We start from the raw sequence: 13,458 nt of genomic DNA, 5'->3' as shown, positions 1-13,458 counted from the left end.
AGGTGGTTGCCTCCGCAGGTCCATCAACTCCTCGCGGGCGTCGAGGAGTTGACCTCCGGCGACTGTCACACCTGGCTGCGACACTCGGCCCATGACGACACAACCGCGCTGGGTCGACGACCTGTTCCCGTTCCCCACCCCACCCGCGCTCGCCAAGGTGGTCGACATCGCCTGGGAAGAGGGGTTCCTCAAGACGGACCTGTACGAGGAGGGCCTGTACGACCCGTTCCGCGTCCAGACCAGCTTCGCCTTGCCTTTCGACCTGTGCGAGATGCCCCTCGCGCCTCAGGGGTGGGAGGACTGCTACGAGGGGGAGGTGCTCCGCCGACACCTCATACCGTTCATGTCCGTACCGGAACTCCTGCCCTTCGCGGACCTGGGCAACGGCACCTGCGTCGGATGGGTGGTCCCCGCGCCGGAACTCGGGCGCACCGACCATCCCGTTGCTTCCTTCGGCCACAAGGACCCGGGCGTCATCGGCCGGAACACCCTGGACGGCCTCACCTTTCTGCTCTCCATCGCCCTGCGCAGCGGAGGAGAGCACAACCTTGCCCAGGTGGCACGCCTGTCGGCCGTACTCGGTATCCGGCCCACCGCGGAGTACGGGGTGAAGCCCGGCGGCGGCGACGTGGAGATCCCCCTCGATCTCGCGCCGCCGCCCGGCTGGCGCCACGAACCCGACCCGTCCGGCACCGGCATCGGCGTTCTCGCACCGAACGACGCCTTCGGCGACGAGTACCCCTCCTTCACCGGGGAGACGGACACGATCCTGGCCGACGCCTCCCGGATGCTCGACGCGGGCCACCCGGCAAGCGCCCTCCTGGGACTCGCCGCCGCCTACCACGACAACGCACAGCGCCTCCCGCACCTCCACCCGCTGTGGGCCCGCGCCTACGACGATCTCGGCCGCCCTCTGCTCCGTGAACGTCTCGACATCATGCTGGAGAACCACCAGGGGGGATTCTGAGCTTTCGACCGCCTGTCGAAGAGGACGGCGCCTACGGGCCGACGGTCACTTTTGGGTGTCACGGGAGGTTGTCGTCGGGACGGGGAATGCCTGAGCGGAGCCGTCAGGGAAGCTGTTCAGCGAGCGGAGGGCGCACGAACCGGACGAAGTGCTCCTCGGAGGCACGCGACGAGGTTCCGTCCGGCGCCTGCGCAAGGGTCACCCTGTTCGGCCCTCCGCAGGGCGAACTGTGGGCGGCAGGGCTGCCGTTGACTTCGGCTCGCTGCTCCACCTCAAGCCATCGCATCCGTACGCTCGGCCAGGCGCTTCAACTCGACGGGTGCCGAGCGCCCCGCGACGAGCATGAGGTCCCGGACCGCGGCCCGTGCCGCGACATGCGACTGCACCATCTCGGGTGAGAGCTCCTCGGCGCGCAGGAACCAACGGAGAGCCTCGCCGCCATGACGAAGCTGGGCGTGCGCTCGCCCGAGGTCCATGGCGAGGCGGGCCTGACGCTCTGCGGACAGATGGGAAGCGTCGAGCGCCTCTCCGATGTGCACCGCTTCGCCGGCGTCACCGAGGTCCACGGCGACCGAGACCGCCTGGATCTCGACGTTCGTCGGCCCGAACTCCAAGTCGAAGTCGTTCCTGTCCGAAGCGAGTTGGCGGGCGATGCGGCGAGCGCACTCCACCTCCTTGCGCGCTCCCGAGCGATCCTCGGAGCGTGCGTACACCAGGGCGAGTACGAGATGCAGGGCACCGAGCAGGGACAGCGCCTCCTCGGTGACGCGCTCGGGGTCGTCCGTGTGCCGACGCAGGACATTGGCCGCCGAGCGTGCCGCGTGCTCGGCCTGGTCGTAGCGCTTGAGCCGGACGAATGCGTGAGCCAGCCGGAAGATGCCCGCGAAGACGTCGAGCGCCCGGCCCGACCGCTCGGCGGCACTGATGGAGCGGTCTGCGGCCACCCACGCGGCGTCCGCCTCGTTCTGGCGGACGAACGCGGCGGAGAGGGCGTGGTAGGCGCGTGCGAGGAGGGCATACACCTCGGGCCGGTCTTTCGCGGCGGCGGTCCGGGTCGCGCGTTCGAGGCGCGGCAGGCTGCGGCCAAGTTCGGCACTCAGCTCTGCGAACCGGTCACCGTGCGCGGAGCGCCAGATGGAGTCCACGTCCGAGCTCAGGTCGGCCAAGTCGGGGGTCTCGCCAGGGCCTTCCGTTGCGAGTACGACATCGAGAGCGGGATGGCCGGAGATCAGAAGTCTGGCCTGGTCGAGGTCGTTCGGCGCGGGATCCTGCGCTCGCGCTTCGCTCCCTTGCGGAGCGTCCGGTCGCAGGTCCTGGACGGACACGCCGAGTGCGTCGCCCAACAGTCGCAGTACATCAAGGCGGTTGACCGGCTGGACGCCTCGTTCCACCTGCGACAGCCAGCTCGGTGTACGGCCGATCTCGGCGGCGAACTGCTTCTGAGTCATGCCGCGTTCGGCTCGCAGCCCGGCAATGCGGGCGCCGAACGCGCGCCGGTCGTCGTCGGTCACTGAGGTCACTGCAACTTTCCGTCCACGGCGGCCAGGAAGGTCACCTCGGTCCGATCAACGTAACGCTCCCGCTCACGCAGGAAGTGCTGCACGTACGGCTGTGCTTCATGAGCCTCGAACGCGGCGCGGTCCTCGTACAGCTCGTAGAAGACCCGGACGCTCGGCTCGCCCGGTACGCGGTGGGTCACGTAGAGCGCCGTGCCGGGCTCGGCGGCTCTGATGCCGTCGAGGGTCTGCGCCGCCAGCGCGTCGAAGGCGCCCTCGGAGCCCTCGCTCAGGGTGAAGCGGACCACCAGTCCGAAACCTGGGTGCACTCGAACTCCTCTCGCGTTGTCGCAGTCAGGGTCTCAAGTCAGCCTTCCTGTTGGTAGTAGCAGTTTTACTTGACTAGCAATTTTTCTGTTACTACCTTGAGCGAGGCGTCGCTACTCGGCGTCACGAAAGGGCCCCCGCGACCGCGTCAACGGCCCGGGGGCATGGCCAACCTGACGGAAGCAGGTCGACGTGCTGAACTTTATCGCCCGCTGCTTAGAGCCGGTTCTACGGTTCCTTCTCCCGCCGACGGGGCGCCATCGGTCGCGGTGTGCCGGTCGTGTCGTGCAGGGCCCACTGCCGTGTACCCCCTGCTCGACGCCAACTGCGGGTGTTTTCGGCCGAGTTCGCTCGTATGCCGTGGTCCCCGTCGTCCGCGAACGCGAGGAAGTCCGCCTCCAGCGCGCCCGCCGCCGCGCCCTCCTGCTCTCCTCGTACGGCATCGACGTGGGGCCGAGCCGCATCCACGGGGTGGAGGTGACGCCGTGACCCGCCACACCGTGCGGCTGCTCCCCTGGTCCGGCCCGGAGGGCAAGCCCTGCTACTTGATCGGCGACGGCACCGGCTCCAGCCACGTCTCCCGCGTCGCCGACGACATCGAATCCGTACAGCTCGACATGGCGGATGAACTCCTGGACCACGCGGCGGACATGACGGTGGACGAGGAGGTGACCTCGGCACAGTTGAGGTTTCTGGCCGACCGCCTGGCGGAGGCGCTGCGTGATGTGTGCCGTATCGCGGTCAGCAGGGGTGCGCGGCTCACCGCTCCCGAGCGAGCGATGGACCCGGCCTCGGGAGTCAGCCTTGACTGACCCGTGATCCCGAGGGGCGGCCGGGAACCCGTACAAGTCCCCTCAGGCGTTGGCGCTGAAGAACGCGGCGGCAGCGTCGATGAAGTGGTCGTGTGCGGCCCGTGCGGCGTCCTGTGCTGCGGTGAGTTCCTCGATGCTCGTGGCGGCATCGACCATGTCGTAGGTGGCGACGACCATCGCCTGCGCGGTGGCGTGGACAGCCGGGTCGGGTACGAGAAGCCGCAGCGCGACCAGGGGGTGGGTGATGGCGGAGCGGGTGGTGTGAGACCTGGAGCGCAGTTCCTCCAGCTCCACGTCGCCGGCGCCACGCAACCGGGCCTCCCCACGCATCCACAGCGCCCGGCGGTGATCGGAGCCGGCGGAGGCGAGCGTGGTCACCGCATCGAGCCGGTCGCGACGCAACTGCTCAGCGGCGGCTGCCCGTTCGGCGCGGCCGGCTGCCAGGTGTTGGAACGTGCCGGTGATGATCGACCCGAGGAGCGTCCCGATGACGGCAAGGACAGCGATCATGATCTGCTTTCGTGGTTCGGTGGCCGGCTCCGGGCGGGTGCGGCCACCGTTGATCAGCGTGAGCCGGGTGGACTGACGATGCGTCGGTGGCCGGAGGCAGCAGCATAGATCCGGCCCGTTGGCGGGAGGCGTTCGAGGTGGCCATGGGTTGGCTCGTGGGCCGTTCGCCTGTCGCTACGCGGCCGTCTCGCTGATGAGCCACGCGACCATGCCGGATGCCCCCGGCTCGCCCTCGACGTCGATGCCGAGTGTGCGCGGTGCCTCCGCGACGCGTACGTAGGTCGCGGTGCCGTCGCAGTCGAAGCGTCGTACCACCGGCTCCGGGGCGGTGTGGACGGTGAGTTCCGCCTTGCCCTTTCCGGCGCAGGACACGCCGAGTCGGTAGGACTTGCCGCGCGTCAGCAGTGACTTCGAGTGGGCACCGTCGCTGAGGGTCTCCAGGCCGGACTCGACGAACTCCGGATCGTCGATGGTCACCGTGTTCAGAGCGGCCTCGGCCTGCTTCCCGAGCTTCTCGTCCGGCTCGCTCGGCGGTTCGGAGGTGACTGTCGGGGTCGGCCTGCTCGTCGGTGACCCCGCCCCCGACCCAGCCCCCGACTTCGCGGAGCCTTCGGAGCACCCTGTGAGCGCAAGAGCGAGCGTCACGGCAGGAATCAGAACGCGTCTCAGCGGTGTGCTGCGCATAGGAGTTCCCCCTCTGTGGTTGTGCCCGCTGGTCAGGCGGGCTTCGGGTAAACCTATGCGTGGATCTGCCGGACAGCCCCTCGCCGGGGGATATCTGAGCAAGATCTGAGCCGAGGCACCCGCACCGGGGAGGGGGGCGACTGAGGGCCGCTCCAGTGATGCGGCCATAGTTCGTACCCCCCACGCCTCCCACCTATACACACGGCGCCCGATTTTCTTACGTCAATCCGGCTGAAGTTTTGTTGATCGCGGGTTAGTTGACCCCGGAACCGCCCTACCCTTCGCAGGGTGAACCAACTGATGTCCCGTGCGTCCGAAGTCTCCGAGTCTCCGGCCGGGGCCACCCTGCCCGGCTCCCTCTCCGACGAGCTGCGTGTCGAACTCATCGCGTTCCGGCGCGACTTGCACATGCATCCGGAGTTGGGGAACCAGGAGTTCCGCACGACCGCGGCGCTCAAGGCGCGGCTTGAACAAGCCGGGCTCGCGCCGCGCGTGCTCGACACCGGCACCGGGCTCATCTGTGACATCGGGAACCCCCAAGAGCCGCCCCAGCGGCCGATGCTCGCCCTGCGGGCCGATATCGACGCGTTGCCCATCCCGGACACCAAGACCAGCGTGCCGTACCGCTCCACCGTGCCGGACCGCGCGCACGCCTGCGGGCATGACGTGCATACGACCGTGGTGCTCGGGGCCGGGCTCGTCCTCGCCGAACTCGACAAGCGGGGTCAACTCCCGCAGCCCGTACGGCTGATCTTCCAGCCCGCCGAGGAAGTGCTGCCCGGCGGGGCGACCGACGCCATCGAGTCCGGGGTGCTCGACGGGGTCGGGCGGATCATCGGCGTGCACTGCGACCCGCGCGTGGACGCCGGCCGTATCGGGATCCGGAACGGGCCGATCACCTCCGCCTGTGATCGCCTGGAGGTCACCCTTGACGGGCCCGGCGGGCACACCGCCCGGCCGCACCTCACCACCGACCTCGTCACCGCCGCCGCCCGGGTCGTCGCCGACGTGCCCGCGCTCGTGGCGCGGCGGGCCGACGCGCGGTCCGGGCTCGCCGTGACCTGGGGGCGGATCGAGTCGGGGCACGCCTGCAACGTCATCCCGCAGCACGCCGAACTCTCCGGCACCGTGCGCTGCCTCGACCTCGACGCGTGGCGGGCGGCGCCCGACCTGGTGCACGGCGCCATCCAGGAGATCGCCGAGCTGTACCGCGCCAAGCCCGAGATCAACTACATCCGCGGCGTGCCGCCCGTCGTCAACGACCACGCGGTCACCGAGCTGCTGCGGGAGGCGATGACCGTGCGGCGCGGCGCGATGAGCGTCGAGGACGCCGAGCAGAGCCTCGGCGGCGAGGACTTCTCCTGGTACCTGGAGCACGTGCCCGGCTCCATGGCCCGGCTCGGCGTCCGCGTCCCCGGCGAGCGCACCGTGCGCGACCTGCACCAGGGCGACTTCGACGCCGACGAGGCCGCCATCACCGTGGGCGTGGAGCTGTTCACCGCCGCCGCCCTGCTCGACGGCGCGGTGAGCCGCCCCTAAGCCACGCGTGCGCGTGCTCCATCCGTGCCGTCGTGCCCACTCGCACGGCGGCACGAATCGGTAACGGCGGACGGGTTTCGTTCCGCGGTGCTTCTACGCGCGTTACGGTGCGCCCAAATCGGCGCCGTCAGCGGCGCGTCGGGGATCTGAAGGGGTGCTTCCAATGCGTCGAATGCCTCGTATCACTCAGAGATGTACGCGTACCGCCGTGGCCGTCGCCGCGCTGGCGCTGCTCGCGACCGGTTGTGGCGGGACCAGTTCGGGCGGGTCGGGCGAGGACAAGGGCATGGCCCTCGCCTACGACATCGGCGGCGAGGGCGACCAGTCGTTCAACGACGCGGCCTACGCCGGACTTGAACAGGCGCGCAAGGAGTTCGGCTACGAGGGCACCGCCGTCGAGCCGAAGGACGGCGAGTCCGACGCCGACAAGGTGCAGCGCCTCAAGCAGCTCGCCAAGCAGGGGTACGACCCGGTCGTGGGCATCGGCTTCATCTACGCCAACGCCACCAAGGAGGCCGCCGAGGCCTACCCGGACACCACGTTCGGCATCGTCGACGACTCGACGGTCAAGGCGAAGAACGTCGCCGCGCTGGTCTTCAACGAGGAGCAGGGCTCGTACCTCGCGGGCGTCGCGGCCGCCAAGGCCACCAAGTCGAAGACCGTGGGCTTCGTCGGCGGTGTGGACGTGCCGCTGATCCACAAGTTCGAGGCGGGCTTCGCGCAGGGCGTGAAGGACACCGACCCGAAGGTCAAGGTGATCACGCAGTACCTGACCGAGACCGCGGAGGAGGGCGGCTTCTCCAGCCCGGACAAGGGCAAGGCCGCCGCCGAGGCGCAGATCGAGAACGGCGCCGACGTGATCTACCAGGCCGCCGGGCTCTCCGGTCAGGGCGTGATCGAGGCCGCCGCCAAGGAGAAGAAGTGGGCCATCGGCGTCGACTCGGACCAGTACAAGCAGAAGGCGCTGAGCGCGTACAAGGCGTACATCCTGACCTCGGCCACCAAGGACGTCGGTGGTGCGGTGTTCTCGCTCGCCGAGTCGGTGGAGGACGGCAAGCCGCTCAGCGGTGAGCAGCGGTTCTCGCTGAAGGAGGGCGGCGTCGGAGTCACCGAGTCCAACCCGGAGTTCGGCAAGGTCCCTGGCCTGAAGGAAGCGGTCGCGAAGGCCAAGGAGGACATCATCGCCGGGAAGATCAAGGTGGCGACCACTCCGTAGCCGCCCCGCGGCCGGGTCCGCGGTGACCGCCGCGACCACCGCTGACGCCGCTACCTGAGCGCATCGGGCATCGGGCGGGCCTCCGGAACTCTCCGGGCGCCCGCCCGTTTGCGTATGCCAAGCCGGGACGTGTCCCGAGACGGGCCGCGGCGACCCCTTCGACACAGCCGGATAACGGCTTGGCCAGAAGGTCTTTTCCCAGGGGTCTACGCGCGTTAATCTGCGGCGGAGTCAGCGTCGAACCCCCTTCCGTCTCGGCGCCTGTACGAAGGAGCACTTCACATGCGCCGGGTTTCACGAATAGCGGTCGCAGGCGTGGCGTCCGCCGCTCTCGCCCTCTCCGTCTCCGCCTGTGGCGGCACTTCCAGCGACGCCTCCGGCAGCGGGGAGTCCAAGGGCGTCGGCATCGCGTACGACGTCGGCGGCAAGGGCGACCAGTCCTTCAACGACGCCGCGACCGCCGGCATGGAGCAGGCCAAGAAGGAGTTCAAGTACGAGGGCACCGCGGTCGAGCCGAAGGACGGCGAGTCCGACGCGGACAAGACGCAGCGGCTGATCTCGCTGGCCAAGCAGGGCTTCAACCCGGTGATCGGCGTGGGTTACGCGTACGCGCCCGCCGTCAAGGAGGCCTCGGCGAAGTACCCGAAGGTCACCTTCGGCATCGTCGACGACGCCACCATCAAGGCGAAGAACGTCGCGTCCCTGGTCTTCAGCGAGCAGGAGGCCTCGTACCTCGCGGGCGTCGCCGCCGCCAAGGCCAGCAAGACCAAGCACGTCGGCTTCGTCGGCGGTGTGGACGTGCCGCTGATCCACAAGTTCGAGGCGGGCTTCGCGCAGGGCGTGAAGGACACCGACCCGAAGGTCAAGGTCGAGCGGCAGTACCTGACCGAGACCGCCGAGGAGGGCGGCTTCACCAGCCCCGACAAGGGCAAGGCCGCCGCCGAGGCGCAGATCGAGAAGGGCGCCGACGTGGTGTACCACGCCTCGGGCCTCTCCGGTCAGGGCGTGATCGAGGCCGCCGCGAAGGCCAAGAAGTGGGCCATAGGGGTGGACTCGGACCAGTACGCGCAGAAGCCGCTGGCCGCGTACAAGCAGTACATCCTCACCTCGGCCACCAAGGACGTCGCCAAGGCCGTGTTCAACCTGGCCAAGTCGGTGCAGGATGGCAAGCCCACCACCGGTGTCGTCCGCGGCGACCTGAAGTCCGGTGAGGTGGCTCTGTCCGCGTCCAACCCGACGTACTCGAAGGACACGGCGATCCAGGACGCAGTGAAGAAGGCCGAGGAAGGCATCGTGAACGGCGACATCAAGGTCAAGGACAAGCCGTAACGACAGGGACTCGGGTACGGAACGGGGCACGGGGAGGATCTGCTTCCGGTGCCCCGTTCGCCGGTCGACCGACAGCAAATAGGGGCGCTACGCGTGTAGATGGCCCCCCTTTCGCCAGGAGAGTGCGCCATCGCCACGTCCAGTAGCCCACCGAAAGCGGGAACCGTCCCTGCCGTCGAACTGACCGGCATCACCAAGCGGTTCCCCGGTGTCGTCGCCAACCACGACATCCACCTAGTCGTCCACAGGGGCACCGTGCACGCCCTCTGCGGGGAGAACGGCGCAGGCAAGTCCACCCTGATGAAGATCCTCTACGGCATGCAGAAGCCGGACGAGGGCACCATCAGCGTCGACGGGCAGCAGGTCACCTTCGGCTCGCCCGGCGACGCCATCGACCGCGGTATCGGCATGGTGCACCAGCACTTCATGCTCGCGGACAACCTCACCGTCCTGGAGAACGTCGTGCTCGGCAGCGAGAAGCTGCACGGCATCGGCGCCAGGGCCCGCGCCAAGATCGTGGAACTCTCCGAGCGGTACGGCCTCGGGGTGCGCCCCGACGCCCTCGTCGAGGACCTGGGCGTCGCCGACCGGCAGCGCGTGGAGATCCTCAAGGTCCTCTACCGCGGCGCCACCACGCTGATCCTCGACGAGCCCACCGCGGTCCTCGTCCCGCAGGAGGTCGACGCACTCTTCGACAACCTGCGCGAACTCAAGGCCGAGGGCCTCAGCGTCATCTTCATCTCGCACAAGCTCGGCGAGGTCCTCTCGGTGGCCGACGAGATCACCGTGATCCGGCGCGGCACCACCGTCGGCACGGTCGTCCCCGCCGAGACCACCACCAAGCAGCTCGCCGAACTGATGGTCGGCAGCGAACTGCCCACGCCCGAGACCGCCGAGTCCACCGTCACCGACCGGCCGGTCATCGAGGTCGACCAGCTGCGGCTGCTCGGCGAGGGCGGCCGGGCCCTGCTCGACGACATCTCGTTCACCATCCACGCGGGCGAGGTGCTCGGCCTCGCGGGCGTCGAGGGCAACGGCCAGACCGAGCTGATCGACGCGCTCATCGGCCTCAAGCACGCCGACTCCGGCACGCTGCGGCTTGCCGGTGAGTCCATGGCCGACTGGCAGACCCGCAAGCGGCGCGAGCACGGCATCGGGTACATCCCCGAGGACCGGCACCGGCACGGGCTGCTCCTCGAGGCCCCGCTCTGGGAGAACCGCATCCTCGGCCACGTCACCGAGAAGCCCAACAGCAAGGGCTTCTGGCTGGACCTCAAGGCGGCGCAGGCCGACACTCGGCGCATCGTCGAGGAGTACGACGTACGCACCCCCGGCATCGACGTCGACGCGGCCTCGCTGTCCGGCGGCAACCAGCAGAAGCTGATCGTCGGCCGCGAGATGAGCCACGCCCCGCGCTTCCTCATCGCCGCGCACCCGACGCGCGGCGTGGACGTCGGCGCGCAGGCGCAGATCTGGGACCAGATCCGCGAGGCCCGCCGCGAGGGCCTGGCCGTACTGCTGATCTCCGCCGACCTGGACGAGCTGATCGGCCTGTCGGACACGCTGCGCGTGATCTACCGCGGCAAGCTCGTCGCGGACGCCGACCCGGCCACGATCACGCCGGAGGAGCTGGGCTCCGCGATGACGGGTGCCGCCTCCGGCCACCTGGAAGCCCCCGAGGCCCCCGGGGGAACCGAGGAGCCCGCGGATCCCGGGACCGCCGAGGCGCCCGCGGACCACACCGACGAATCCGCCGCCCCGGAGGACGAGGCCCGATGAAGAAGTTCGACAAGGAGCGCGTGCTCCTCGCGGTGGCAGGACCGGCCATCGCGCTCGTCGTCGCCGTACTGCTCACCTCGGGCGTGCTGCTCGCCTCGGGCAAGAGCCCGTTCGAGCCGTACGCGATCATGCTGGAGCAGGTCGGCTTCGCCGACATCCAGGTCCTGATCGTGAACGCCGCGGCCGGGTACTACATCGCGGCGCTCGCGGTCGCCATCGGCTTCCGCATGAACCTGTTCAACATCGGCGTCGAGGGCCAGTACCGGCTCGCCGCCATGGTGACCGCCGTCGTCGGCGCCAAGGTCGCCCTGCCCGCCGCCGTACAGCTCCCGCTGCTCATCCTGGTGGCCGCGCTGACCGGCGCGTTCTGGGCGGGCATCGCGGGTGTGCTGAAGGTCACGCGCGGAGTCAGCGAGGTGGTCGCGACGATCATGCTGAACTCCATCGCCACCGCCGTCATCGGCTACTTCACGCTGCCCTCCCTCTTCGGCGTGCAGCAGGGCAACAACAAGACCACCGGCGAGATGCACGAGTCCGGCTGGTTCCCGTCCATCGACCTCGGCGCGGCCGGTGAGCTCTACGGCTTCGTCTTCGTCGCGGTCGCCCTCGGCATCGCGTACTGGGTGGTCCTCAACCGCACCCGCTTCGGCTTCGACCTGCGGGCCACCGGCGCCTCCGAGTCGGCCGCCGCGGCCAGCGGTGTGAACGCCAAGCGCATGGTCCTCACCGCGATGCTGCTCTCCGGCGCCATCGCGGGCCTCGCGGGCCTGCCGACGCTGCTCAACGACACCCACACGTACAGCCTGTCGTTCCCGTCCTCGCTGGGCTTCACCGCCATCGGCATCGCGCTCCTCGGCCGCGGCAGCCCGGTCGGCATCGCCTTCGCGGCGCTGCTCTGGGCCTTCCTCGACAAGGCCTCCGCCGAGCTCGACTACCGCGGCTACGACACCGAGATCGCCGTCATCATGCAGGGCCTCATCGTGATCGCGGTCGTCGTCTCGTACGAGGCCGTAGGCCGCTGGGGCCTGCGCCGCCAGCAGCAGCGCGTCGGCAAGGAACTGGCCGCGGGCCATGTCCTCGGCGCCTCCGGCAAGGGCACTTCCGGCCCGTCCGGCCCCTCCGACAACGGCAACCAGAAGGAGGTGGCGGGCCGATGAGCACGGCAACCGTCCTCGACAAGAAGCCGGCCGCGCCCGCCCGCGGCCGCCGCCGGGTCTCGCTCCCGGTGCTGCTGCTGATCATCGCGGGCGTCCTGGCGCTCACCTCGATGGTCCGCATCATCACGGGCGCCGACGGCATCACCAACGTCAGCCAGATGTCCACCGCCCTCAAGCTGGCCGTGCCGATCGGCATGGCAGGACTCGGCGGCCTGTGGGCCGAGCGCTCCGGCGTCATCAACATCGGCCTCGAAGGCATGCTGATCCTCGGCACCTGGTTCGGCGCCTGGGCCGGCTACCAGTGGGGCCCGTGGGTGGGTGTCCTCATCGGCATCCTGGGCGGCGCGCTCGGCGGCCTGCTGCACGCGATCGTCACGGTCACCTTCAACGTCAACCACATCGTGTCCGGTGTGGCCATCAACATCCTGGCCCTCGGCGTCACCCGGTACGTCTCCGCGTTCGCCTTCGAGGGCGTCCCGCAGGGCACGTCCAAGCAGTCCCCGCCGGTGGAGTCGCTCGGCACCTTCTCCGTACCGGGGCTCTCCGACGGACTCGCCGAACTGAACGACAAGGGCTGGTTCTTCGTCTCCGACCTCGCCGGTCTGCTCGGCGGCCTGGTCACCAACATGTCGCCGCTCACCCTGGTCGCCCTGGCGCTCGTCCCGGCCAGCTGGTGGATCCTGTGGCGCACCTCGTTCGGCCTGCGGCTGCGCTCCTGCGGCGAGAACCCGACGGCCGCCGAGTCCCTCGGCGTCAACGTCTACAAGTACAAGTACCTCGCGGTCATCATCTCCGGCGGCCTGGCCGGCCTCGGTGGAGCGTTCCTCTCCATCGTCGCCAACCCCTTCTACCTGGAGGGCCAGACCGGCGGCCGCGGCTACATCGGCCTCGCCGCGATGATCTTCGGCAACTGGATGCCCGGCGGACTCGCCCTGGGCGCGGGCCTGTTCGGCTACACCGACAGTCTCAAGCTGCGCGGCGGTACGGAGAACGTGCACGCCCTGCTGCTCCTCATCGCGATCCTCGTGCTGATCGGCGCGGTCTGGATGCTGGTCCGCAGGAAATACGTCAGCGCCGCCATCTCCGTCGTGGTCTCGGCCCTGGTGTTCGCTTGGTACGCCTTCACCACGGAGGTCCCGACCCAGGTCGTCACCGCCACTCCGTACGTGGTGACGCTCCTCGTCCTCTCGCTGTCCGCGCAGCGCCTGCGGATGCCGAAGGCGAACGGCAAGCCGTACCGAAAGGGACAAGGCGCGTGACATCCGCCGCCGCCGACGTCGACTGGGACGCCCTGCGCGCCACCGCCCGGGACGCCATGTCCCGTGCCTACGCCCCGTATTCGGGCTACCCGGTCGGCGCGGCGGCCCGCGTCGACGACGGCCGCGTGGTCAGCGGCTGCAACGTCGAGAACGCGTCGTACGGGATCGGTCTGTGCGCGGAGTGCGGACTGGTCTCGGCCCTCCAACTCTCCGGCGGGGGCCGCCTGACCCACTTCACGTGCGTGGACGGGACGGGTTCGGTCCTTGTCCCTTGCGGGCGGTGTCGGCAGTTGCTTTACGAATTCGGCGGGCCCGAGCTGTTGTTGGAGACCCCGGCGGGTGTGCTCACCCTCGCCGAGATGCTCCCCCAGGCCTGTCTCTTA

At 69.4% G+C, this 13,458-nt stretch carries 14 protein-coding genes; 10 read left to right on the top strand and 4 right to left on the bottom strand.

Going from position 1 to position 13,458, the window contains the following annotated elements; genetic code table 11:
• Positions 1-91 precede the first annotated feature (91 nt).
• Positions 92-967: a hypothetical protein gene (locus GUY60_RS09745; protein ID WP_161695965.1), complete on the top strand. Its 876-nt coding sequence runs from the start codon at positions 92-94 to the stop codon at positions 965-967.
• 272 nt (positions 968-1,239) lie between these two features.
• On the opposite strand, the gene GUY60_RS09740 is transcribed toward GUY60_RS09745, so the two are convergent.
• Both GUY60_RS09740 and GUY60_RS09735 read right to left on the bottom strand, forming a co-directional pair.
• A complete protein-coding gene (locus GUY60_RS09740) occupies positions 1,240-2,487 on the bottom strand; it encodes a helix-turn-helix domain-containing protein (RefSeq protein WP_312866237.1) in 1,248 nt (415 codons plus the stop codon).
• Entirely contained in the window at positions 2,484-2,792 is a 309-nt protein-coding gene (locus tag GUY60_RS09735; RefSeq protein ID WP_161695961.1) for a putative quinol monooxygenase, read from the bottom strand. The genes GUY60_RS09740 and GUY60_RS09735 overlap by 4 nt, the downstream gene beginning before the upstream one ends.
• Before the next feature lie 358 nt (positions 2,793-3,150).
• Between GUY60_RS09735 and GUY60_RS39470 the strand changes: the two genes are divergently transcribed.
• Both GUY60_RS39470 and GUY60_RS09725 read left to right on the top strand, forming a co-directional pair.
• On the top strand, positions 3,151-3,279 hold the full coding sequence (locus GUY60_RS39470) for a hypothetical protein (protein ID WP_281368410.1): 129 nt from the start codon (positions 3,151-3,153) through the stop codon (positions 3,277-3,279).
• Entirely contained in the window at positions 3,276-3,602 is a 327-nt protein-coding gene (locus GUY60_RS09725; RefSeq protein ID WP_161695957.1) for a hypothetical protein, read from the top strand. Before GUY60_RS39470 ends, GUY60_RS09725 begins: the two co-directional genes overlap by 4 nt.
• A 42-nt stretch (positions 3,603-3,644) precedes the next feature.
• Here GUY60_RS09725 and kilB read toward each other — a convergent pair whose 3' ends face one another.
• Both kilB and GUY60_RS09715 read right to left on the bottom strand, forming a co-directional pair.
• Positions 3,645-4,112: a plasmid transfer protein KilB gene (gene kilB, locus GUY60_RS09720; RefSeq protein WP_161695955.1), complete on the bottom strand. Its 468-nt coding sequence runs from the start codon at positions 4,110-4,112 to the stop codon at positions 3,645-3,647.
• 174 nt (positions 4,113-4,286) lie between these two features.
• Positions 4,287-4,757, bottom strand: a complete 471-nt coding sequence (locus GUY60_RS09715) for a DUF6023 family protein (protein ID WP_161695953.1) — start codon at positions 4,755-4,757, stop codon at positions 4,287-4,289.
• Positions 4,758-5,096: 339 nt separating this feature from the next.
• Here GUY60_RS09715 and GUY60_RS09710 point away from each other — a divergent pair, with 339 nt between their 5' ends.
• The 7 genes from GUY60_RS09710 to GUY60_RS38870 form a co-directional block, all read left to right on the top strand.
• A complete protein-coding gene (locus GUY60_RS09710) occupies positions 5,097-6,335 on the top strand; it encodes an amidohydrolase (protein WP_161695987.1) in 1,239 nt (412 codons plus the stop codon).
• A 163-nt stretch (positions 6,336-6,498) separates the two neighbouring features.
• Complete coding sequence (locus GUY60_RS09705; RefSeq protein ID WP_161695951.1) at positions 6,499-7,551, top strand: BMP family lipoprotein; 1,053 nt, start codon at positions 6,499-6,501, stop codon at positions 7,549-7,551.
• Positions 7,552-7,833: 282 nt separating this feature from the next.
• Positions 7,834-8,880 (top strand): BMP family lipoprotein, encoded by a 1,047-nt coding sequence (locus GUY60_RS09700; protein WP_161695949.1) that lies wholly within the window; start codon positions 7,834-7,836, stop codon positions 8,878-8,880.
• Between the two features lie 99 nt (positions 8,881-8,979).
• Positions 8,980-10,659, top strand: a complete 1,680-nt coding sequence (locus GUY60_RS09695) for an ABC transporter ATP-binding protein (RefSeq protein ID WP_161695947.1) — start codon at positions 8,980-8,982, stop codon at positions 10,657-10,659.
• Positions 10,656-11,816, top strand: coding sequence for an ABC transporter permease (locus tag GUY60_RS09690; RefSeq protein WP_161695945.1), 1,161 nt, complete (start codon positions 10,656-10,658; stop codon positions 11,814-11,816). The genes GUY60_RS09695 and GUY60_RS09690 overlap by 4 nt, the downstream gene beginning before the upstream one ends.
• Positions 11,813-13,075: an ABC transporter permease gene (locus GUY60_RS38875; RefSeq protein WP_161695944.1), complete on the top strand. Its 1,263-nt coding sequence runs from the start codon at positions 11,813-11,815 to the stop codon at positions 13,073-13,075. The genes GUY60_RS09690 and GUY60_RS38875 overlap by 4 nt, the downstream gene beginning before the upstream one ends.
• Positions 13,072-13,458: cytidine deaminase (locus tag GUY60_RS38870; protein WP_161695942.1), on the top strand; the 387-nt coding region annotated here is incomplete at its 3' end. The genes GUY60_RS38875 and GUY60_RS38870, both read left to right, overlap by 4 nt.

This window comes from Streptomyces boluensis (assembly GCF_009908195.1).
GTDB lineage: Bacteria > Actinomycetota > Actinomycetes > Streptomycetales > Streptomycetaceae > Streptomyces > Streptomyces boluensis.
This window is presented reverse-complemented; position numbering and strand designations above follow the sequence as displayed.

Bases quoted from the DNA above. Each gene is read 5' to 3' on its own strand.
- GUY60_RS09745 (WP_161695965.1), top strand. From the start codon at position 92: ATGACGACACAACCGCGCTGGGTCGACGACCTGTTCCCGTTCCCCACC.
- kilB (WP_161695955.1), bottom strand. From the start codon at position 4,112: ATGATCGCTGTCCTTGCCGTCATCGGGACGCTCCTCGGGTCGATCATC.
- GUY60_RS09710 (WP_161695987.1), top strand. From the start codon at position 5,097: ATGTCCCGTGCGTCCGAAGTCTCCGAGTCTCCGGCCGGGGCCACCCTG.
- GUY60_RS09705 (WP_161695951.1), top strand. From the start codon at position 6,499: ATGCGTCGAATGCCTCGTATCACTCAGAGATGTACGCGTACCGCCGTG.
- GUY60_RS09700 (WP_161695949.1), top strand. From the start codon at position 7,834: ATGCGCCGGGTTTCACGAATAGCGGTCGCAGGCGTGGCGTCCGCCGCT.
- GUY60_RS09695 (WP_161695947.1), top strand. From the start codon at position 8,980: ATGGCCCCCCTTTCGCCAGGAGAGTGCGCCATCGCCACGTCCAGTAGC.
- GUY60_RS09690 (WP_161695945.1), top strand. From the start codon at position 10,656: ATGAAGAAGTTCGACAAGGAGCGCGTGCTCCTCGCGGTGGCAGGACCG.
- GUY60_RS38875 (WP_161695944.1), top strand. From the start codon at position 11,813: ATGAGCACGGCAACCGTCCTCGACAAGAAGCCGGCCGCGCCCGCCCGC.